The following is a 20,211-nucleotide window of genomic DNA, read 5'->3' as shown; positions in this document are numbered from 1 at the left end:
CGGCCCCGAGGGCTGAGGAGGCGCGGGTCGTCCGCGGGTGCGGCTCGCGTCAGTGCACCGGCACCGGGGTGTCGACGGCCGGCGAGGCCGACGGGTCGACGTGGTCCGACTGCGGGACGCGCCGGCGGAACACCAGGGCCGCGACGACCGCGCCGACGGCGAAGAAGCCGGCTCCCCACCAGTACGCCGTGGCGTAGCCGGTGACCGCGGCCTCGGCCGCGACGGCTCCGGTCGCGGGCAGGTGGTCGGCGACGTAGTTCGCCGCCGCGGTCGCGGCGAGCGTGTTGAGCAGCGCCGTGCCGATCGAGCCGCCGACCTGCTGGCTGGTGTTGACCATGGCCGAGGCGACGCCCGCGTGGCCGCGGTCGACGCCGAGCGTGGCGGTCTGGATCGACGCGGGCATGATCGAACCCATGCCGAAGCCGAGCACCATCAGGGCAGGCAGGACGTTCGCGGCGTAGCTGCTCTCGAGGTCGAGTCGGGTGAGCAGCAGCATGCCGACGACGCCGAGCGTCATGCCGAACGGCACCATGACCTTCGGCCCGAACCGCGGCACGAAGACGTTCGTCGACAGCTGGGCCGCCAGCACGAGCATGGCGATCATCGGCAGGAAGGCGAGCCCGGTCTTCGTCGGGGTGTAGCCGAGCGAGGTCTGCAGGTAGTACGTCACGAACAGGAAGATGCCGAACATGCCGGCGCCCGCGATGGTCACCGAGGCGTAGGCGGCCCCACGGTTGCGGTCGAGGACGATCGACAGGGGCAGCAGCGGGTGCTCGGCCCGGCGTTGCCACAGGACGAACGAGGTGAGCAGCACGACGGCGGCGACCAGGAACCCCCAGGTCAGCGGTGAGTCCCACCCCTGCGTCTCGGCGTTCGAGAAGCCGTAGACCAGCGAGAACAGGGCACCCGAGACGAGCAGCGTGCCGGGCACGTCGAGCTTCGGGCGTGGGCCGGTGCGGGTGACGTGCGACACGAAGATCACGGCCCCGACCACGGCGACGGCGGCGATGACGACGTTGATGTAGAGGTTCCAGCGCCACGAGGCGTACTGCGTCAGGAACCCGCCGAGCAGCAGGCCGATGGCTCCACCGGCGCCGGCGATGGCGCCGAAGACGCCGAACGCCCTGGCGCGCTCCTTCGGGATCGTGAAGGTCGTCGTCAGCACGGCCAGCGCGGTCGGGGCGAGCAGGGCGCCGAACGCCCCCTGCAGGGCGCGGGCGAAGACGAGCAGGCCGAAGGTGCCGGCCGCGCCGCCGAGGGCCGAGGCCAGGGCGAAGCCGATCAGGCCGATGATGAAGGTGCGCTTGCGGCCGATCAGGTCGCTGACGCGTCCGCCCACCAGCAGCAGGCTGCCGAACGCGAGCGAGTAGGCGGTGATGATCCACTGCCGGTCGCCGTCCGAGAAGCCGAGGTCGGTCTGGGCGGCGGGCAGGGCGATGTTGACGACGGTGGAGTCGAGCACGACCATCAGCTGCGCGAGCGCGACCGTGGTGAGGGTCCACCAGCGCCGGGACGACGGCGGGGTGGGCGAGGACGAGGAGGCGCGGGTCGCGCCGTCACGGGAGGTGGAGGCCTGAGACATGAGCGCGAGCATATACGAGTCCCGACAGTTTCGGATACAGGCAGTTTCGTAAATATCCGATGTAGAGTCACCCCCATGACCGACAGGGAAGGCGCGGCGACGACGCCCGCCGAGACCGACCCCGCGACGCCCGCGCGGCCCGGGCGCAAGCGCGACCACAGCCGCGATCCCGAGATCCTCCGGTGCACCATCGACGTGCTGGCCGAGACCGGGTTCGAGGGCATGACCATCGAGATGGTCGCCGCCCGTGCCAAGGCCGGCAAGGCCACGCTCTACCGTCGGTGGGCGTCCAAGGGCGAGCTGGTCGTCGACGCCGTGGCCTGCCTGAAGCAGGGTGCCCTCGACCTGAACGACCTGCCCGACACGGGCACCTTGCGCGGCGACCTCGTGGCGATGATCAAACCCCACAGCATCGACGAGGCCGAGAAGAAGATGCGGGTCATGGCCGGCGTCGTCACGATGCTCTCGACGACGCCCGAGCTGGCCGAGGCGGTCGACGCCGCGATCGTGCAGCCCCGCGCCGAGGCCAACCGCCTCCTGATGCGGCGTGCCCGCGAGCGGGGCGAGATCTCGGCCGACGCCGACATCGAGGCGCTCGCCCTCGTGACCCCGTCGATGGTGTCGTACCGGGTGCTCGTGCTGCGGAAGCCCGTCGACCGCGAGTTCCTGATCGGTCTGATCGACGGCGTGCTGCTGCCGGCCGCGGGGGTGCGCCAGACCGCGGAGGTCTGACCCGGCCGCCGACCCGGCCCGCGCCTCCTCGTGTTCCGATCGTGTGAACTCCTCATGAATCGGGGGTGGGAGACGGGGCGTGCCCCTACTGTGCAGGCATGAGCGCAGAGCTGACGCTGGGGGCCGAAGAAGAGCTGCACCTGATCGACCTCGAGACGGGACGGCTGTCGGCCCGGGCGCCGCACCTGCTCGCCCGGCTGCCCGCCGACCGGTACGGGGCCGAGCTGCAGCGCACGACCGTCGAGACCAACGTCCCCGTCGTGACCACGCTCGACGACCTGCGTCGCGAGATCCTGACCCTGCGCCGCGACCTGGTCGAGGTGACGACGCCCGAGGGGCTGGGCATCGGAGCGGTCGGCACGGCGCCGCGCAGCGAGTTCGCCGACTTCGAGCTGACCACGACCGGACGCTACGGCCGCATGCACGAGCAGTACCGCCTGCTCGTCGACGAGCAGCTGATCTGCGGCCTGCAGATCCACGTGGGCGTCGCCGACCGCGACCTGGCCGTGCAGATCGCCGGGCGCGTCGCCCCCGTGCTGCCGGCCCTGCTCGCCCTGAGCGCGAGTTCGCCCTACTGGAACGGCCAGGACACCGGGTACGCGAGCATGCGGTCGATCATCTGGCAGCGGTGGCCGAGCGCCGGGGCGACCGGGCCGATGGCCGACGCCGCCGAGTACGACCGCCTGCTGGCCGACCTGATCGGGACGGGCGTCATCGCCGACAGCAAGATGGCCTACTTCGACGTCCGCCCGTCGAGCCATGCGCCGACCCTCGAGTTGCGCACCTGCGACGCGTGCCCGCTGGTGGACGACGCCGTCCTCATCGCCGGGCTGTACCGCGCCGCCGTCCGCCGGGCCGAGATGGACGTCGAGGCCGGGCGCCCCGCCGAACACCGGGCTGCGCCGTTGCACCGGGCCGCGATGTGGCAGGCCGCTCGCAGCGGGCTCGGCGGCGAGCTGCTCGACCTCGAGCAGCATCCGTCGCGGTTGCCCGCGGCCGAGGCGGTCCGTCAGCTCGTGACCCGGCTGCGACCGCAGCTCGAGGAGTTCGGGGACTGGCAGACCGTGACCGACCTGGCCGAGGCCACCCTCGCCCGCGGCAACTCGGCCGACCGTCAGCGCGCCGCGTTCGCCGAGCGGGGGAGCCTCGACGACGTGGTCGACCTGGTCGTCCGCGAGACGCACGGCCCGGCCGCCGGACTCGACGCACCGTCCCCGACCCTCGCCGGGTACCGGTTCCGTGCCGGCGACGAGGCGATCGGCCCGGGCTTGCACCCCCGCCCGGCCTATCGCGACGTCGCAGCCTTCTTCCAGGAGCTCGACCCGACCGAGGCCCACGCCCGCTCGCTGGCCCGAGACGTCTGGTGCGAGCAGGCCGGTCTCGGCTTCGGGGTCGGTGGCGACCACCGGGCGTTCCACTGCGACCTGGTGCCCCGCATCGTCACGCGTCACGAGTGGCGGCAGCTCGACGCCGGTCTCACGCAGCGGGCCCGGGCGATCGAGGCCTTCCTCCGGGACGCCTACGGCGAGCGCCGGGTCGTCGCCGACGGGGTCCTCACCCTGGAGCAGGTCGTCGGTGCGGCGGGCTGGCGGGACGAGGCCGCGCGGCTTCCGGCGGACGCGGTCCGGGCGCCGGTGCAGGGCTTCGACCTGGTGCGGAACGAGCTGGGCGGGTGGCGGGTGCTCGAGGACAACGTCCGGTCGCCGAGCGGGGCGGCGTTCTCCTTCGCCGTGCGGCGGCTGCTCGACGAGGTGGTGCCGGACGCTCCGCGGCCGGCGGGGCTGCTCGGCCCGACGAGCGTGTTCGGGGTGCTGCGGGCGACGCTGCTGGCGCACGCCGCGCCTCCTCGGGGTGACGCCGCCGTCGGGGGCGCCCCCCGTGAACCGGTCGGGGCGATCCTGTCCGAGGGGCCGACGAGTCCGGCCTGGTACGAGCACCGCGCCCTGGCCGAGGGGGCGGGCCTGCTGCTGCTGCGGGCCGACGACGTCGAGGTCCGGGAGGCGCGGGTCGTCGACCGCGGGACGGGCACCGTCGTCGACGCGCTCTACCTGCGGCTCGACGGCGAGTTGGTCGACTTGCACGCGCCGCACGACCCGTTGCTCGGCGAGCACCTGATGGACGTGGCGGCCGCGGGCGACGTCGTGCTCGCGAACGCCCCCGGCAACGGTCTGGCCGACGACAAGGCGATGTACTGTGCCGTGCCCGACCTCATCTGGTACTACCTGGGCGAGCGTCCGCTGCTCGAGTCGGTGCCGACCTACCGGACGGGCGACCCGGCCGAGAGGATGGCCGTGCTCGACCGCGTGGGCGAGCTCGTCACCAAGCCCGTCGACGGCGAGGGCGGTCGGGGCGTGCTGATCGGCCCGTCCGCGAGCGCCGCCGTCGTGGCCGAACGCCGGGCCGTGATCGCGCGTGATCCGGCCGGATGGGTCGCGCAGGAGGTCGTCACGTTGTCGTCGCACCCGACCCTCACGGCGACGGGACTGCAGCCGCGGCACGTCGACCTGCGCTGCTTCGTCTACCTGACCGGCACCGGGGCGGGCGAGAGCGTGCTGGCCGACCTCGCGCTCACCCGGGTCGCGCCCGAGGGCAGCATGATCGTCAACTCGTCGCAGGGCGGGGGGGCGAAGGACACCTGGATCGTCGGCGAGGTCTGAGGCCGTCCGGCCTCGACCCGCCGGATTGGCGTTGGAATGTAGAACACGATATGTTGGGCGCCTTTCCACCGACCCCGGGAGGCCCCATGCCCTTGCACCACCATCCGACGAGACGGACCACCGTCGTCGCAGCCTGCGTCGCCGCGTCGATCGCCGCGGTCGGAGCACTCACCACCACCCCCGCGCTGGCCGGCCCGGCACCCTCGCCGACGTCGTCCGAACGCGTCCTGGTCGACGGCGACCGCATGAACTACGTCGTGAACGGCGAGGTCGGGGTCGAGGCCGCTGCCCGCGTCGCCGAGCAGGTGTCCGCTGCCGGCGGGCGGGTGCTGCGGGCGTTCCCCGAGCTGGGCGTCACCCTGGCCCGGTCCGACCGCGCGGCCTTCGTCGACGACATCCGGGCTGCGGACGGCGTCCAGTCCGCCGCACCCACGCGGACCGTCCCGATCGCCGACGACGGTGGCGAGCGACGCGCCCGGAGCGGCCCGGGGGACGTCACCCAGGGCCTCCCGGTCGACCCGTACGAGACCGCGCAGTGGGGCAACGACGCCATCGGGGCGTCCGCGGCCCGTGCGATCCAGCCCGGCTCGAAGGACGTCGTCGTCGGCGTCATCGACAGCGGCGTCGACGCGGACCACCCCGACCTGGTCGACGTCCTCGACCCGTCGCTCTCGGTGGGCTGCTCGGCCGACGGCATCGCGGACCAGAGCCCCGCCGCGTGGGCGCCCGAGCCGGGCTTCTACGCGTCGCACGGCACGTTCGTCAGCGGCGTCGTGGCCGCGGCGGACAACGGGGTGGGGACCGTGGGCGTGGCGCCCGGGGTGACCGTCGCCATGATCCGCATCGAACAGTTCGTCGAGTCGACGCTGTGCGGCTACGTCTGGGCCGCCGAACACGGCTTCGACGTCGCCCAGGCGAGCTACCACATGGCGCCGTGGCTCTTCTGGTGCGAGGGCGACCCCGACCAGGCCCCGGTGATGGAGGCCGTCACGCGGGCCCTCCGGTTCGCCGAGGAGAAGGACGTCGTGACGGTCGACGCCGCCGGCAACGAGGCCTACGACCTGGCTCACAAGACGACCGACTCGCGCAGTCCGAGCGACGGCGTCCCCATCTTCGGGCGGGACGTGTCGACGGGCTGCCGCGCGCTGCCGGCCGAGAACGACACCACGCTCGCCGTGTCGGCGTTGCGTGACGTCCCGGGGGTCTACCCGCGCGCCGGGTTCTCGAACTACGGCGAGGGAGTGATCGCCGTCGGCGCGCCCGGCCAGGACATCGTCAGCAGCTCCGTCGGCGGCTGGGAGAAGGGCAGCGGGACCTCGTACGCCGCACCCGCCGTGTCGGGCGTCGCCGCGTTGCTCCGCACCGTCCACCCCGACGCGTCCGCGGCCGAGATCCGCGAGCTCATCCGACACCAGGCCATCGACCAGGGCACCCCCGCGGACTCGGGCGTCGGCATGGTGAACGCCTTCGCCGCGGTGACCGAAGACCTGGGACTCCCGGCCACCGCCGGTGCCCCGGACGCGGTCGTCGCCGGCCGGACCTTCACCGTGCTCGGATCGAACTACGTCCCCGGCGAGACCGTCTCGGTCACGGGCGAGGGACTTCTCCACACGACGGCGACCGCCGACGAACGGGGACGCGTCCGTCTCGACGTCGCCTACGAGCCCTCGGCCACCGCCGGGGTCCGGTCCCTGACGGTGGACGCCGGCCAGAGCGCCCCGCACACCCTCGAGCTCGAGGTCGTCTCGGCGACGATCGCGCCGACGGTCGTCTCGAGCCCGACGCAGGGTGCCGAGGTCGCCCCCGGCACCGTCCGCCTCACCGGCACGGCCCAGCCGGGTGCCCAGCTGAAGTTCGCTATGCAGCCCGCCAGGGCGACACGCGCCGCCGTCGACGGCCGCCCGTCGACGACCGGGTCCGACACCGAGGGCGTCCGTCACGACTTCGCCTGGCAGACGGGCTTCGGGGGCTACGCGCTGGGCGACTTCTGGCTCGACGAGTCGGGCGAGTACACCGTCGACGTGACCGGTGTGCCCGAGGGGTCGTACGAGGTCCGGATCGACGTGGTGCACCCCGACGGGCGCTCGTCGAGCGCCGAGGTGAGCTTCGCCGCGGTGGAGGGCGGGCAGCCTCCCGTCGACCCGGTCGACCCGGTCGACCCCGGTGACCCGGGCGACCCCGGCGACCCCGGCGACCCCGGTGACCCGGGCGACCCGGGCGACCCCGGTGACCCTGGTGACCCTGGTGACCCTGGTGAGGGCTCCGGCGCGGGGGACGGGCAGGACGCCGGCGATGTCGCCCCCGGGGGTGACGGAGCCGAGTCCGACGACGTCCGTGCGGGTGCGGCCGGGACGGTCGCGGACCGGGTGCTCGCCTTCACCGGCTCCGGCCGGGGGCTCGGCGTCGCCCTGGGCGCCGGACTCGTGCTCGTCGCACTCGGCATCGTGACGACCCTCCAGCGTCGCCGTCGCCTCGGCGACTGACGAGCGACCGGCTGCGCACCGCGCCGGCCGGCGACCCGAGGCCCCGGCCCCGGGTCGCCGGCCGAGGCGGTCGGCACCCGCCCGGGGAAGGACGGCCCGGGTCGGCACCCGCCCGGGTCAGAACGGCCCGGCAGCCTTCGCGATGGCCTCGAAGAGGGCCGTGGTGTCGTCGTCGCGGCGCTTGACCGAGGTGCCGATCGTGCCCCCGGGGGAGTGCACCTCGGCCGAGACGCGACTGCCGCGGTCGGAGGCCGCGAAGTCGAGCCGGACGGCGTCGGCCACGCTCGCCGCCGCGGACCGCCGCAGCAGGGTCGCACCCGACTCGTCGGCGTCGCCGAACGAGAACGTCGGGCTCGCCTGGAGGGCCCGCCGCACGAGTCCGGGCAGCATCGCCACCGGCAGCTTGAGGTCGAGCGTCGCCCGGGTCACCTCGGGGTCGCCTCGGACGATCTGGGGTCCACGCGTGTCGGCCATGGTCGGAGCGTAGCGCCGCCGGTCACGCCCCGCGTCGGGGAGGCGACGTGCCATGAGGATTTCTCGTTGAGATCGGACGCCCCGTACGCTGCGAGGGTGAGTGAACCGACCCCTCTGCCTACCCCGGGGGGCACGCCGCTGCCTCCGCCTTCGTCCGCCGCCGAGATGCGGGAGGCGAGCGAACGCATCGACGAGCTGACCCGGGTCTCCGAGGCCCGGGGTCTCGACGACACGGATGCCCAGGCCGACCTCTGGGACGCGATCTTCGCGCTGGACCGGTGGTGGTTCATCGCCCGCGGGGAACTCCCCGACGTGCAGCCCCTCGTGGCCGGCGTCGAGGGGCGTCCCGTGTTCCTCGCGTTCACGTCGCCCGAGCGGGCGCGCCAGCACGCCCTCGCGCGAGGACTGTCCGACGACGAGGCGGGTCGACTGCTCGCGCTCCCGTCCGCAGGGTTCGTCGACGACGCCGCCGCCGCCGAGCGGTCCGGCGTGTTCGGCGTGCTCTTCGACGTCGAGGGCCGGGGCCCCTACGCACCGCTCGGCGCGCTCGAGGCCATGAGGCGCTTCGGCCTCGAACGCGAGGCGCGACGGGCGGGTTCCGGGGCCGTGACGGGTGAGCGTCGGACGCCTCGGGCGACGACCTCGGACGCGCCCGCCGACCGCTTCGCCCCACCGACCGACCCGCCGGTGCTCGTGGCCGCCCACGACGGGCGTCGGCTGCGGCGGCAGCTCGTCGGTTCCGGGCTCGGCGTCCTGCTCGCCCTCGCGATGATGGTCGCCCTCGTCATCTGGTCGATCACGAGCACGGGGTGGCTCTGGTTCGTGGTGGCGCTGTGGGTGCTGCCGACCCTGCTGCCCGTCGCGACGTTCTCCGAGTACGTCGGAGCCGCACGTCGGCGCGGCGGTCGCCTGCTGGCCGTCCACGCCGCGGCGGTCGTGATCGACGACAGCGTCGTGGTCCCCTGGGATTCGATCACGCGCGTGAGCTGGGTCGACGGAGCCGCCGGCCCCCTGGCCGGAGGCGCCGGAGGGTCGATGCGCCGGATCTCGAGGGCGGCGCGCCTGTTCGCCATCGGCGACGGGAAGCGGCTCGTGAACTTTCACCTCCGGGACCACGACGAGGTCCGTCGTCACGCCGGCAGCGCGGGCACCACCCGGCTCGTCGATCCGACCCTCGCCACGCCGTCCCTGCCCGCCGACGCCGCTCACGCGTACGTGGTCCTGACCGACGCCCTCGGCCCGGAGGACTTCGCCGCCATGACGACGGCCCTCCACCGGATGGTCGAGGCCCGCGGGCTCGGTTGGTCGCGCGCGGCGGAGTGAGCCGCCGGGACGCCCCCGGTCGCCCGGCCCCGAGCCGCCCTACGCTGGGTCGATGCCGAACCCCGACCCGTCGACCCGTCGTTCCAGCGGAACCGCCGCCCTGACCTGGGGCGTCGTGCTGCTGGCCGTCGCCGTGGTCGGTTCGCCGATCGGAGCGTCGGTGTTGCTGGTCGGCCTCGTGGCGCCGGGGCGTCAGTCGTCGGTCGACGTCGTCGTCGCGCTCGTCGTGGTGGCCGTCCTCGTCGCCGGGGGCGTGCTGCTCGTCCGCGTCGGCGTGACGCAGAGGAGGCGCGCGCGGCTCGAGCGGGTCGTCGAGCGGACCGCCTCGCCGACCGGGCCGACGGGGCCGACCGTCGCCGCGCCTCCCGGGGTCACGCCCGGTGCCGGGGTGCCGGTCAGGACGCCCGTCACGACGCCCGCGCCCGGGGACGTGCCGCCGGAGCGGATCACGGCGATCGTCGCCGACGACCCCGTGGCCCTGTGGCGTGCGGCGTTCCGCCTCGAGGCCTGGTGGTTCGTCGACCGCGGCGCCGCGGGCGCGTCGAAGCCCTTCGCCGTCGTCGACGAGGGCACCCCGACCCTGCTCGCGTTCACGTCCCCCGAGCGCGCCCGCGACGCCGCGCTCGCGCGTGGGCTCGACCAGGGGGCCGCCGACCGGCTGGTCTGGCGGGCACCTGCCGACTTCGTGGCCGACGTCGGCACCTACACCCGGGCCGGGTTGAAGCGACTCGCGCTCGACCCCGACCAGAACGGGGCGTCCGGCACGCTCGCGGCGCTGCCCGAGATCGCCCGGCTCGTCCGGCGCTGACGGCACGCCACCGACGGGCGACGGCGGCCGCGTCAGAGGCCGGGGAACGCCTCGGTGAGCGAGGTCAGCACGGCGTCGGCCCCCGCGTCGCGCAGCTCGTCGACCGAGTGGTGCCCGGTCGCGACGCCGATGCCGGTCGCGCCGGCCTCGTGGGCGCTCGTGACGTCGTGCGGGGTGTCGCCCACGACGAAGACCTCGGCCGGCGACAGGTCGTGGCCGACGAGCAGGGACGCCTTGCGGATCGCGGCCCGGGTGGCCTCGGTGCGGTCGGGGCTGTCCGAGCCGTAGCCGCCGAAGACGAACCAGCGGCCCAGCCCGGCCGGCTCCATCTTCGTGCGGGCCGCGCCCTCCATCGCGCCCGAGATCACGCCGAGGACGACACCCGCGTCGCTCAACGCCCGCAGCGCCTCCTCGGCCCCGTCGAGCACCCGGTACCCCTCGGAGGTGCGGATGTCGTCCGGGAGGTGCCAGAGGTAGGCGGCGTAGAGCGCCGACATCTCGGCGTCGGTCGGGGTGCGCCCCATCACGCCCTCGAAGGTCTGCCGACCGACCTCGGGGTCGGTCTCGCCCGCGCTGGTGTGGTCGCCGATGTCGGCGGCCACGCCGTGCAGCTGGTCGAAGGCCCAGGTCCAGCTGCGTCCACCGGCCCCGCCGGTGTGCACGAGGGTCTCGTCGATGTCGAACAGGACGGCCAGGGGTTTCTGCATCGTCCCGGTCTACCGGCCCGGCCGGGAGGCCCGCCCAGCCGGGCGACCGTCGGGGTACGCCGGGGCGCGTCGGGTCAGTTCCAGCGGTAGCCGTGCTCGGGGCGGCCCGGGCTGCCGTACCGGGGTTCACGGGTGACCGCACCCGTGTCGGCGAGGTGTTCGAGGTAGCGGCGGGCCGTCACGCGCGACACCCCGGCCGCGTCGGCCACCTCGCCGGCCGACGGCGACCCGCCGCGGCGCAGCACGGCCACGACCTGGTCGAGGGTCGCCGGGGCGAGCCCCTTCGCCAGGGTCGGCGTCGGGGCCTGCCTCAGGCTGGCGAGCCCCGAGTCCACGTCGGACTGCGTCACCTGCCCCTGCCCGGCGGCGAGCGACTCGCGGAACGCCCGGTAGGACGCCAGGCGTTCGGCGAAGGTCGCGAAGGTGAAGGGCTTGATCAGGTACTGGACGATGCCGAGCGAGACGGCCGTCCGCACCACGGTCGCGTCGCGGACGGCCGTGATCGCGATGACGTCGACGGTCGACCCCGCCGCCCGCAGGGCCCGGCACAGCTGCAGGCCGTGGGTGTCGGGCAGGTTCATGTCGAGCAGCACGAGGTCGAGGCCCGGGCCCCCGGGGCCGCCGGCCGCCCGCACGACCTCGAGCGTCTCGCGACCGTCACGGGCCCGACCGACCACCTCGAAGCCCTCCAGCCGTTCGAGGTAGGCGACGTGCGCCTCGGCGGTGAGGGGCTCGTCCTCGACGACCAGCACCCGCACCCGACCGTCGGACGAGGAGGCGCGGCTCACGGCCGCACCCCGCCCCGACGCCGTGCGGAGGCGCCGGCGCGGTCCGGTCCCGCGTCGGGCAGCAGCACCGAGAAGGTGGTCCCGTCGGGCCCCGTGGCGACGTCGAGCCGACCCCCGACCCGACCCACGGCCTGACGGACGAGCGCGAGGCCGATGCCGCGCCCGCCCGGTGCCGCCGGCTTCGTGCTGAACCCCCGTCGGAACGCGAGCTCGACGTCGCCGAGCCCCGGCCCGTCGTCCTCGACGTCGAGCTGCACGCCACCCTCGACCCGGGCGACGGTCACCTCGACCCTCGGGGGGCGGAGCGGCGAGGCGTCGGGGTCGAGCGTCGGGGCCACGGCGTCGAGGGCGTTGTCGACCAGGTTGCCGACGATCGTCACGAGGTCGCCGGGCTCGACGCCGATCGGCCCCAGCCCGGGCTCGACGTCGACGCGCAGGTCGATCGACCGCTCGCGGGCCTGCGCGGCCTTGCCCAGCAGCAGGGCGGCGAGGGTCGGCTCGTCGATCGAGGCGACGACCCGGTCGGCCAGCCGCTGGCCGAGGTCGAGCTCGTCGGCGGCGAAGCGCAGCGCCTCGTCGCCGCGGCCGAGCTCGATCAACGAGACGATCGTGTGCAGCCGGTTCGAGAACTCGTGGGTCTGCGACCGCAGTGCGTCCGAGAGGGTGCGCATGGTCTCGACCTCGCCCGAGAGGTGGGTGAGCTCGGTGTGGTCGCGCAGGGTCGTCACGGTCCCGAGGGTGCGGCGGGGGCGGAGGCGGGCCGCGCCGGTCACCGGCGCCGCGCCTCCTGCGGGCACCGCGTCTCCCGGGTTCGCCGTGCGCGGCGCCGACCGCGCGCCTCGGCGGCCGGTGGCGGGCGTCGTGCCGTCCGTGGGTTCGGTGACCTCCTGGTTCACGACGAGGACGCGGTCGTCCGTCACGTGCACCTCGTCGGAGGCGCGGCGGCCCGAGGCCAGCAGCTCGCGCAACGAGGCGGGCAGCTGCAGCCCGTCGAGCGGGACGGGCGCGGCGATGCCCCCGGGCGGCAGGTCGAGGAGTTCGGCGGCCTGGTCGTTGTAGAGGCTCAGGCGCCCGCGCTCGTCGACCAGGACGAGGCCCTCGCGCACCGAGTGCAGCACGCCCTCGTAGTAGGCGAACATCCGCGCGAGCTCTTCGGGCCCGCGACCCCAGGTGACCCGCCGCAGGTAGCGGCTGAGCAGCCACGACACCACGCCCCCGAGCAGCACGGTGGCCCCGGCGGCGGCGAAGACCAGGGGGAGGCGCTCGCCGACCGACTGCGTGATCGAGTCGACCGTCACCCCGGCCGACACGAGGGCGACGACCTCGCCGTCGCTCTCGATCGGCACGACGGCCCGGACGGACGGCCCCAGGGTGCCGGCGTAGGTCTCGGTGAACGACTCGCCGCGCAGCGCGGGGGCGATGGTGCCGACGAAGGGACGGCCGATCTCGGTCGGGTCGGGGTGCGTCAGGCGGGTGCGGTCGGGGCGCATGATCGTGACGAAGTCGGTCGAGGTGTCGCTCATCAGGGCCACGGCGTAGGGCTGGAGGCGCTCGCTGGGGTCGTCGGTCGCCAGGGCGGTGACGACGTACGGGTTGTCGGCGATCGAGGTGGCGAGGGCCAGGCAGGCCCGCGCGGCCGACCGGTCGGCGTCCTCGCGGGCCGAGCGGAGGGTCCAGGCCGTCGCGAGCACGGCGACGGCGACCACGAAGACCACGAGCAGCGCGAAGAGCCGGGTGGCGATGCTCCACCGGGTGGGATCGACGGTCATCTCGGGCGGGCTCCTCGCTGCGCTGCGGCCGGGTCCATCATGACGCACGGCGGGACCGGACCGTGCGGCGCGACGGGACCGCGTGGCGCGACCAGTATGACCACAAGGTCGACGGCCGCCGGGCGAGCGACCAGAGTCGCGACATCGCACCCCCGCACGACCGTCGACGACGACGCCGCCGGTCATGAGCTCGAGGAAGACCCCATGGCAAAGACGCACGAGGGCCCGCAGACCCTCATCCCCGGCGGCACGACGCTGACGAACGGCGTTCGCGCCCGTCGCCGCATCGACCGCTCGCACTGGCTCTACATCGCGGTGATCGTCGCCGTCGCGGCCGGCATCGTCGTCGGCCTGACCGCCCCCGAGGTGGCGGTGCAGCTGAAGCCGATCGGCACCGCCTTCGTGTCGCTGATCTCGATGATGATCGCGCCGGTGATCTTCTGCACGATCGTGCTCGGCGTCGGCTCGATCGCGAAGGCCGCCACCGTCGGCAAGGTGGGCGGGCTCGCGCTCGGCTACTTCATCGCCATGTCGACCTTCGCCCTCGCGATCGGCCTGGTCGTCGGCAACCTGATCCACCCGGGCGAGGGCCTCATGGTCGGCTCGACCGGCTACGAGGCGCCCGCCGCGGAAGAGGCCGGCGGCACCGCGGCCTTCCTGCTCGGCATCATCCCCGAGACGCTCGTGTCGTCGCTGACCAGCGGGTCGATCCTGCAGACGCTGTTCGTCGCGCTGCTCGTCGGCTTCGCCCTGCAGCGCATGGGCGACCGCGGCAAGACGATCCTCGAGGGCGTCCGCAACCTGCAGCTGCTGGTGTTCCGCATCCTCGCGATGATCATGTGGGTCGCCCCGATCGGCGCCTTCGGCGCCATCGCCGCCGTCGTCGGCGAGACCGGCGTCGCGGCCATCGTCGCGCTGGGCACGCTGATGGTCGCCTTCTACATCACGTGCATCCTGTTCGTGGCCGTCGTGCTCGGCACGATCCTCAAGCTCGTCACCGGAGTCAACATCTTCCGGATGATGAAGTACCTCGGCCGCGAGTACCTGCTGATCGTCTCGACCTCGTCGAGCGAGGTCGCCCTGCCCCGCCTCATCGCCAAGATGGAGCACCTGGGCGTCTCGAAGCCCGTCGTCGGCATCACCGTCCCCACCGGGTACTCGTTCAACCTCGACGGCACGGCCATCTACCTGACCATGGCGTCGCTCTTCATCGCCAACGCCATGGGCACGCCGCTCAGCGTCGGCGAGCAGGTGTCGCTTCTGCTGTTCATGATGATCGCCTCGAAGGGTGCCGCCGGCGTCACCGGGGCAGGCATCGCCACCCTGGCCGGGGGCTTGCAGGCCCACCGACCCGACCTCGTCGACGGCGTCGGCGTGATCGTCGGCATCGACCGCTTCATGTCGGAGGCCCGGGCGCTGACGAACTTCACGGGCAACGCCGTCGCGACGATCCTCGTCGGCACCTGGACGAAGCAGATCGACAAGGACCGCGTCGAGACCGTGCTGTCGGGTCGCGCGCCCTTCGACGAGGCGACCATGAACGCCGACGGGCACGGCGCCTCCTCGGAGCCGGGTCCGGCGGGCCCCCTGGCCGCCGCCTCGGACGAGGACGAGGCCGCCCTCTCGACCGACGACGCCGGTCGGCCCACCGGGGCCCGGCTGCTCGACGGTCGCACGGGAGGCCTCGGCTCGCTCGAGGGCACCTCGCCCGACCGCATCTCGACCGGGTCGCTGCACGCCATGGTCGGCACCGACGGCCGCCGGGCCGACGAGCACCTCGCCGACGCCCCCGCGGGCGACGCCCGTCCGGACGACGAGCCGCGCCTCCGGTAGACGTCGCCGAGACCCCAGGACGTCACCGAGACCCCCGTGCGCGCGCGGGGGTCTCGGCGTGTTCCCGGGGTCTCGCCGCCTGCGCCGCCACCCGCTCGGACGCCGTCTCGGCCGCACGCGGCGAGGACCGCAGAGGTGCAGGGTGCAACATCGGCGACGGCGGCGTAGCCTCACACCCGATGTGCGGTCACGCCCCACGGTCAGAGCCGACCGACCGGGCCCCGCAGGACGGAGCCACCATGCTCGCCGGACGCCTCGACGTCAGCACCCGCCACTTCTCGGTCACCGAGGTGCCCACCCCCGACGCCGGGCCCGGGCAGGTACGCATCGCCGTGGCAGCGGCCGGCGTCTGCCTGAGCGACGTTCACCTGATCGGCGGCTCGTTGACGCCGCTGCACCTGCCCGGCGACACCGTCACGCTCGGCCACGAGGTCGCGGGCACCGTCGACCAGGTGGGCGAGGGCGTCACGCACGTCGCCGTGGGGGACCGCGTCCTGCTGCAGGCCGGCGAGGAGCGCGACGGCCAGGTCTTCACCCGGGGCGTCGACTACGACGGCGGTTGGGCCGAGTTCGCCGTGGCCCGCGCCGACACCGTCGTGCCGATCCCCGACTCGCTGCCGTTCGAGCAGGCCTGCTTCATCCCCGACGCGGTCTCGACCCCGTGGGCTGCCCTGACCACCACGGCCGACGTCCGGCCCGGCACGGCGGTCGGCGTCTGGGGCGTCGGCGGTCTCGGCGCCCACGCCGTACAGCTGCTCGCGCTGCTCGGAGCCGCGCCGATCGTCGCGGTCGACCCGCTGCCCCGGGCTCGCGAGCGGGCGCTCGAATTCGGCGCCGATCTGGCGCTCGACCCCGCCGACCCGGACTTCGCCACGGCGCTCGGTCGGGCCACCGGCGGACGCGGACTCGCCCGGGCCTTCGACTTCGCGGGCGTGCCGGCCGTGCGAGAACAGGCCATCGCCTGCCTCGGTTACCGCGGCCGCCTGACGCTCGTCGGCCTCTCCGACAAGCCGATCACGATCACCGACGGCACGAGGTTCAGCTTCCTGCAACAGCAGGTGCTCGGCCACTACGGCTCGGAACCGTCCGACGTCACGACGCTCGTCGCCCTGGCCGGCCGGGGCCGGCTTGAGTTCTCGCGCTCGGTCAGCGCCACCGTGCCCCTCGCCGAGGCCGAGCGTGCCGTCCAGATGCTCGAACGCAAAGAAGGCGACCCGATCCGGATCGTGCTCGTCCCGTGAGCGACCCCACCCGCGCCTCCTCGGGGGCGGCCTCACGGGCTGAGGACCACGCTGGCGGCGGCCACGACGGGGTCGAGCACGTGGACCTGCTCGTCGTCGGCGCCGGACTGTCGGGGGTCGGCGTGGCGGCTCAGCTGAGGCGGGACTTCCCCGGTCGGAGCCTCGCGGTCGTCGAGGCGCGCGACGCGATCGGCGGCACCTGGGACCTCTTCCGGTACCCGGGCGTCCGGTCCGACAGCGACATGTTCACGCTCGGCTACGGGTTCCGGCCCTGGCGCGACCGCCGGGCGATCGCCCCGGGCTCGGCCATCCGCGACTACGTGCGCGAGACGGCGGACGAGACGGGCGTCGCGGGGCTCGTCCGGTTCGGGCACCGGGTCGTCGCGGCCGACTGGTCGTCGGCCGACGCCCACTGGACCGTGTCGATCGAGGTCGCAGGAGGCGCGGGCACCGCCGCGGCCCCACGTCTCCTCACGATCTCGTGCGCGTTCTTGTTCGTCTGCTCGGGCTACTACCGCTACGACGAGGGCTGGTCGCCCACGTTCTCGGGGCAGGACTCGTTCGCAGGTCGCGTCGTGCACCCCCAGCACTGGCCCGACGACCTCGACGTGACCGGCAAGCGCGTCGTGGTGATCGGTTCGGGCGCGACGGCGGTGACGCTCGTGCCCGCCCTGGCCGAGACCGCCGGGCACGTCACGATGCTGCAGCGGTCGCCGACCTACGTCCTGTCGTTGCCGTCGAAGCGGAAGCCGCTCCGCGCCTGGCGACGGCTGCTGCCGCAGGTCGTCGACGACCGCCTGATCCGCTGGCGCAGCATCCTCATGGCCTTGCTGAGCTTCCAGACCAGCCGACGGTCACCCGAGAAGATGAAGGCCTTCCTGCGGGCACAGGTGGCCAGGCGCCTGCCCGACGACTTCGACGTCGACCGACACTTCCAGCCGAGCTACGACCCGTGGGACCAGCGACTCTGCATCACCCCCGACGGCGCGCTCTTCCGGTCGCTGCGTTCGGGTGACGCCTCGATCGTGACCGACGACATCGTGGGGTTCACCCCCGACGGGGTCCGGGTCGCCGGCCGCGACGGTCAGGAGGCGCGCGAGCTGCCCGCGGACGTGGTCGTCACGGCGACGGGCCTCAACCTGCTGCTGTTCGGCGGCATGCGGCTGTCCGTCGACGGGGTGGCGGTCGACCCGGCGTCCCGGTTGACCTACAAGGGCTTCATGCTGTCGGGTGTGCCGAACCTGGCCTTCGCCATCGGCTACACGAACGCGTCGTGGACCCTCAAGATCGACCTGGTCGTGCATTACGTCTCACGGGTGCTGCGACACCTCGACCGCCACGGGTACCGGTCGGCGGTGCCGGTCGCCCCGACCCGGCCCGGGCCGACGAGCCCGCTGATCGACCTGTCGAGCGGATACGTCTCGCGCGGGGTGCACCTGATGCCGCGGCAGGGTGCGCGGTCACCGTGGCGGATGCACCAGAACTACCCGCGCGACGTGTGGCTGATGCGGCACAGCACGGTGACGCGCGACGGCATGCGCTTCGAGCGTTGACGTCCGCCACCGGGCGGGGCCCGGCCCGGGTGGATGGGCTCAGCCCACCATCGCGAGGGCGAACGGCAGCACGGCCGGGGCGCCCGCCCGGCGGAGTTCGCGCCCGGCGACGGTGAGGGTCCACCGGCTGTCGACCAGGTCGTCGACGAGCAGCACTGGACCGGTCACGTCGGCGAGCGCGGCGGCGAGCTCGGGACCGACCTCGAAGGACTGCCAGACGTCGGCCAGACGGTAGACGCTGTTGCCCCCCTGGCCACGACCGGCCGAGGGGCGGGCACTGCCGAGCGTGCCGAGCAACGGCAGCCGCCCGACGGTGCTGATCGCCTCGGCGAGCGATCCGACGAGCTGCGGGCGCGACGTCGACGGCACGGCCACGACGCCCACCGGCCGCTCGGCCCACGGCCACTCCTTGAGCACGCGCACGACACCGTCGAGCAGGTGCTTCGACAGGGGAGCGTCGGGGGCGTTCGCGGCGAAGACCTCGCGCAGGGTGTTGCCCCAGCCGAGGTCGGTCAGCCGGGCCAGGGCCCGACCGGGTTCGACCCGCTCGCCCTCGGGGATCTTGCCCTTGACGGCGACCCCGGCCCGGTCGGCCCCGGTGGGCCACTGGGCGCGGGGGTCGATCTCGACGCCGACGCGGTCGAGCGTGCTGGCGGCCGAGCTGGCCGCCTCACCGGCGATGTCGGTCGGGTACCAGGCGCCGGCGCAGACGTCGCACCGCCCGCACGGTTCGGCGGCGGGGTCGTCGAGGTCGAGCTGGAGCATCTGCATGCGGCAGGTCGCCCCCCGTTCGAACGTCAGCATGGACTCTTGTTCGGCCACCCGGGCTGCGGCGATGCGCTCGTAGCGCTCGGCGTCGTAGACCCAGGGTCGCCCGGTGCTCACCCAGCCGCCCTGCACCCGGCGGACGGCACCGTCCACGTCGAGCACCTTGAGCATGAGCTCGAGCGGGGTCCGCTTGACGTCGACCCGTGCCTCGAGGGCGGGCGTCGACAGGGGCGTCTCGCCCAGCTGGGCGAGCACGGCCGAGGCCCGGGCCTCGGACGGCATCGAAGCGGTCGCGAAGTACTGCCAGATCTCGGCGTCCTCGGTGCCGGGCAACAGCAGCACGTCGGCGTTGTCGGTGGCGCGACCGGCGCGACCGATCTGCTGGTAGTAGGCCACGGGTGACGACGGCGCGCCGAGGTGGATCACGAAGCCGAGGTCGGGCTTGTCGAACCCCATGCCGAGGGCGCTCGTCGCGACGAGCGCCTTGAGGTCGTTGTCTTTCAGCCTCTGCTCGAGCTGCTCACGTTCTTCGGGGTCGGTGCGACCCGAGTACGAGCGGACGTCGTGGCCGGCCTCGCGCAGCAGCCGAGCGGTGTCGTCGGCCGCCGAGATGGTGAGCGTGTAGATGATGCCGCTGCCGGGCAGGTCGGGCAGGTGGCTGAGCAACCAGCCGAGCCGGTCGCGCGACGTCGGCAGCTGCAGCACGCCGAGACGCAGGGAGGCGCGCGCGAGCGACCCGCGGATCGTCAGCACCTCGTCACCCGGCCCCACCGCGAGTTGCTCGGCGACGTCGGCCACGACGCGGGCGTTGGCCGTGGCGGTCGTCGCGAGGACGGGCACGTCCGAGGGCAGGGTGCGGATGAGGTCGGCGAGGCGACGGTAGTCGGGGCGGAAGTCGTGACCCCAGTCCGAGATGCAGTGCGCCTCGTCGACGACCAGCATGCCGAGCCGGGCGATGAGGACGGGCAGCTGCTCGTCGCGGAACCGAGGGTTGTTCAGGCGCTCGGGCGAGACGAGCAGCACGTCGATCTCGTCGTCGACGAGCTGCTGTTGCACGTCGGACCACTCGTGGGCGTTCGCCGAGTTGACGGCCACCGCCCGCACGCCGGCACGTGCCGCGGCGGCGACCTGGTCACGCATGAGGGCGAGCAACGGTGACACGAGCAGGGTCGGGCCCGTGCCCCGTCGGCGCAGCAGCAGCGTCGCGATGAAGTACACGGCGGACTTGCCCCACCCGGTGCGCTGCACGACGAGGGCCCGGCGTCGGTCGGCGACGAGCGCGCGGATGGCCTCGAGCTGGCCGTCGTGGAAGACCGCGTCGTCGCGTCCGGTGAGAGCACGCAGCAGGTCGAGTGCCTCGGCGTCGATGTCGGTCGCGGTGCTCGTCGGTGTCATGGCCCCATGGTCGCAGAGGCCACCGTCACCCGGCGGGCAGACGGAGGGCGCGACCGCCCGTCACCGGGAGGTCGCGCCCTGGGGACGAGACGCGAGGC

General features: G+C 73.9%; 14 protein-coding genes. 8 read left to right on the top strand and 6 right to left on the bottom strand.

Annotated elements, in window-relative coordinates:
- Positions 1-49: 49 nt before the first annotated feature.
- On the bottom strand, positions 50-1,582 hold the full coding sequence (locus AC3CCI_RS00855) for an MFS transporter (RefSeq protein WP_488627807.1): 1,533 nt from the start codon (positions 1,580-1,582) through the stop codon (positions 50-52).
- Positions 1,583-1,657: 75 nt separating this feature from the next.
- Here AC3CCI_RS00855 and AC3CCI_RS00850 point away from each other — a divergent pair, with 75 nt between their 5' ends.
- From AC3CCI_RS00850 to AC3CCI_RS00840, 3 genes are all read left to right on the top strand, one after another.
- Entirely contained in the window at positions 1,658-2,314 is a 657-nt protein-coding gene (locus AC3CCI_RS00850) for a TetR/AcrR family transcriptional regulator (protein WP_488627806.1), read from the top strand.
- Between the two features lie 98 nt (positions 2,315-2,412).
- On the top strand, positions 2,413-4,971 hold the full coding sequence (locus tag AC3CCI_RS00845; RefSeq protein ID WP_488627805.1) for a glutamate--cysteine ligase: 2,559 nt from the start codon (positions 2,413-2,415) through the stop codon (positions 4,969-4,971).
- A gap of 86 nt (positions 4,972-5,057) precedes the next feature.
- Entirely contained in the window at positions 5,058-7,454 is a 2,397-nt protein-coding gene (locus AC3CCI_RS00840; RefSeq protein WP_488627804.1) for a S8 family peptidase, read from the top strand.
- Positions 7,455-7,571: 117 nt separating this feature from the next.
- Here the strand turns inward: AC3CCI_RS00840 and AC3CCI_RS00835 are convergent, their stop codons facing one another.
- Complete coding sequence (locus AC3CCI_RS00835) at positions 7,572-7,928, bottom strand: hypothetical protein (RefSeq protein WP_488627803.1); 357 nt, start codon at positions 7,926-7,928, stop codon at positions 7,572-7,574.
- Positions 7,929-8,024: 96 nt separating this feature from the next.
- On the opposite strand from AC3CCI_RS00835, the gene AC3CCI_RS00830 reads away from it, so the two are divergent.
- Positions 8,025-9,251, top strand: coding sequence for a hypothetical protein (locus AC3CCI_RS00830; protein ID WP_488627802.1), 1,227 nt, complete (start codon positions 8,025-8,027; stop codon positions 9,249-9,251).
- A 52-nt stretch (positions 9,252-9,303) separates the two neighbouring features.
- Positions 9,304-10,059 carry a hypothetical protein gene (locus tag AC3CCI_RS00825; protein ID WP_488627801.1) on the top strand — a complete coding sequence of 252 codons (756 nt, stop codon included), beginning with the start codon at positions 9,304-9,306 and terminating at the stop codon, positions 10,057-10,059.
- 32 nt (positions 10,060-10,091) lie between these two features.
- Here the strand turns inward: AC3CCI_RS00825 and AC3CCI_RS00820 are convergent, their stop codons facing one another.
- The 3 genes from AC3CCI_RS00820 to AC3CCI_RS00810 form a co-directional block, all read right to left on the bottom strand.
- Positions 10,092-10,766, bottom strand: coding sequence for an HAD family hydrolase (locus tag AC3CCI_RS00820; protein ID WP_488627800.1), 675 nt, complete (start codon positions 10,764-10,766; stop codon positions 10,092-10,094).
- Positions 10,767-10,840: 74 nt separating this feature from the next.
- Positions 10,841-11,554 carry a response regulator gene (locus AC3CCI_RS00815; RefSeq protein WP_354594657.1) on the bottom strand — a complete coding sequence of 238 codons (714 nt, stop codon included), beginning with the start codon at positions 11,552-11,554 and terminating at the stop codon, positions 10,841-10,843.
- Positions 11,551-13,323 carry a sensor histidine kinase gene (locus AC3CCI_RS00810; protein ID WP_354594658.1) on the bottom strand — a complete coding sequence of 591 codons (1,773 nt, stop codon included), beginning with the start codon at positions 13,321-13,323 and terminating at the stop codon, positions 11,551-11,553. The genes AC3CCI_RS00815 and AC3CCI_RS00810 overlap by 4 nt, the downstream gene beginning before the upstream one ends.
- Positions 13,324-13,527: 204 nt before the next feature.
- On the opposite strand from AC3CCI_RS00810, the gene AC3CCI_RS00805 reads away from it, so the two are divergent.
- From AC3CCI_RS00805 to AC3CCI_RS00795, 3 genes are all read left to right on the top strand, one after another.
- Positions 13,528-15,156: a cation:dicarboxylate symporter family transporter gene (locus AC3CCI_RS00805; protein WP_488627799.1), complete on the top strand. Its 1,629-nt coding sequence runs from the start codon at positions 13,528-13,530 to the stop codon at positions 15,154-15,156.
- 239 nt (positions 15,157-15,395) lie between these two features.
- A complete protein-coding gene (locus tag AC3CCI_RS00800) occupies positions 15,396-16,397 on the top strand; it encodes a zinc-binding dehydrogenase (protein WP_354594660.1) in 1,002 nt (333 codons plus the stop codon).
- Positions 16,394-17,950, top strand: a complete 1,557-nt coding sequence (locus tag AC3CCI_RS00795; protein WP_488627798.1) for a flavin-containing monooxygenase — start codon at positions 16,394-16,396, stop codon at positions 17,948-17,950. Before AC3CCI_RS00800 ends, AC3CCI_RS00795 begins: the two co-directional genes overlap by 4 nt.
- 39 nt (positions 17,951-17,989) lie before the next feature.
- Here AC3CCI_RS00795 and AC3CCI_RS00790 read toward each other — a convergent pair whose 3' ends face one another.
- Entirely contained in the window at positions 17,990-20,113 is a 2,124-nt protein-coding gene (locus AC3CCI_RS00790; RefSeq protein WP_488627797.1) for a RecQ family ATP-dependent DNA helicase, read from the bottom strand.
- Positions 20,114-20,211 lie beyond the last annotated feature (98 nt).

It is taken from the genome of Frigoribacterium sp. CF331, from assembly GCF_057787905.1.
Note: the sequence above shows the minus strand (reverse complement) of the source record. Positions and strands in the feature narration are given on the sequence as shown.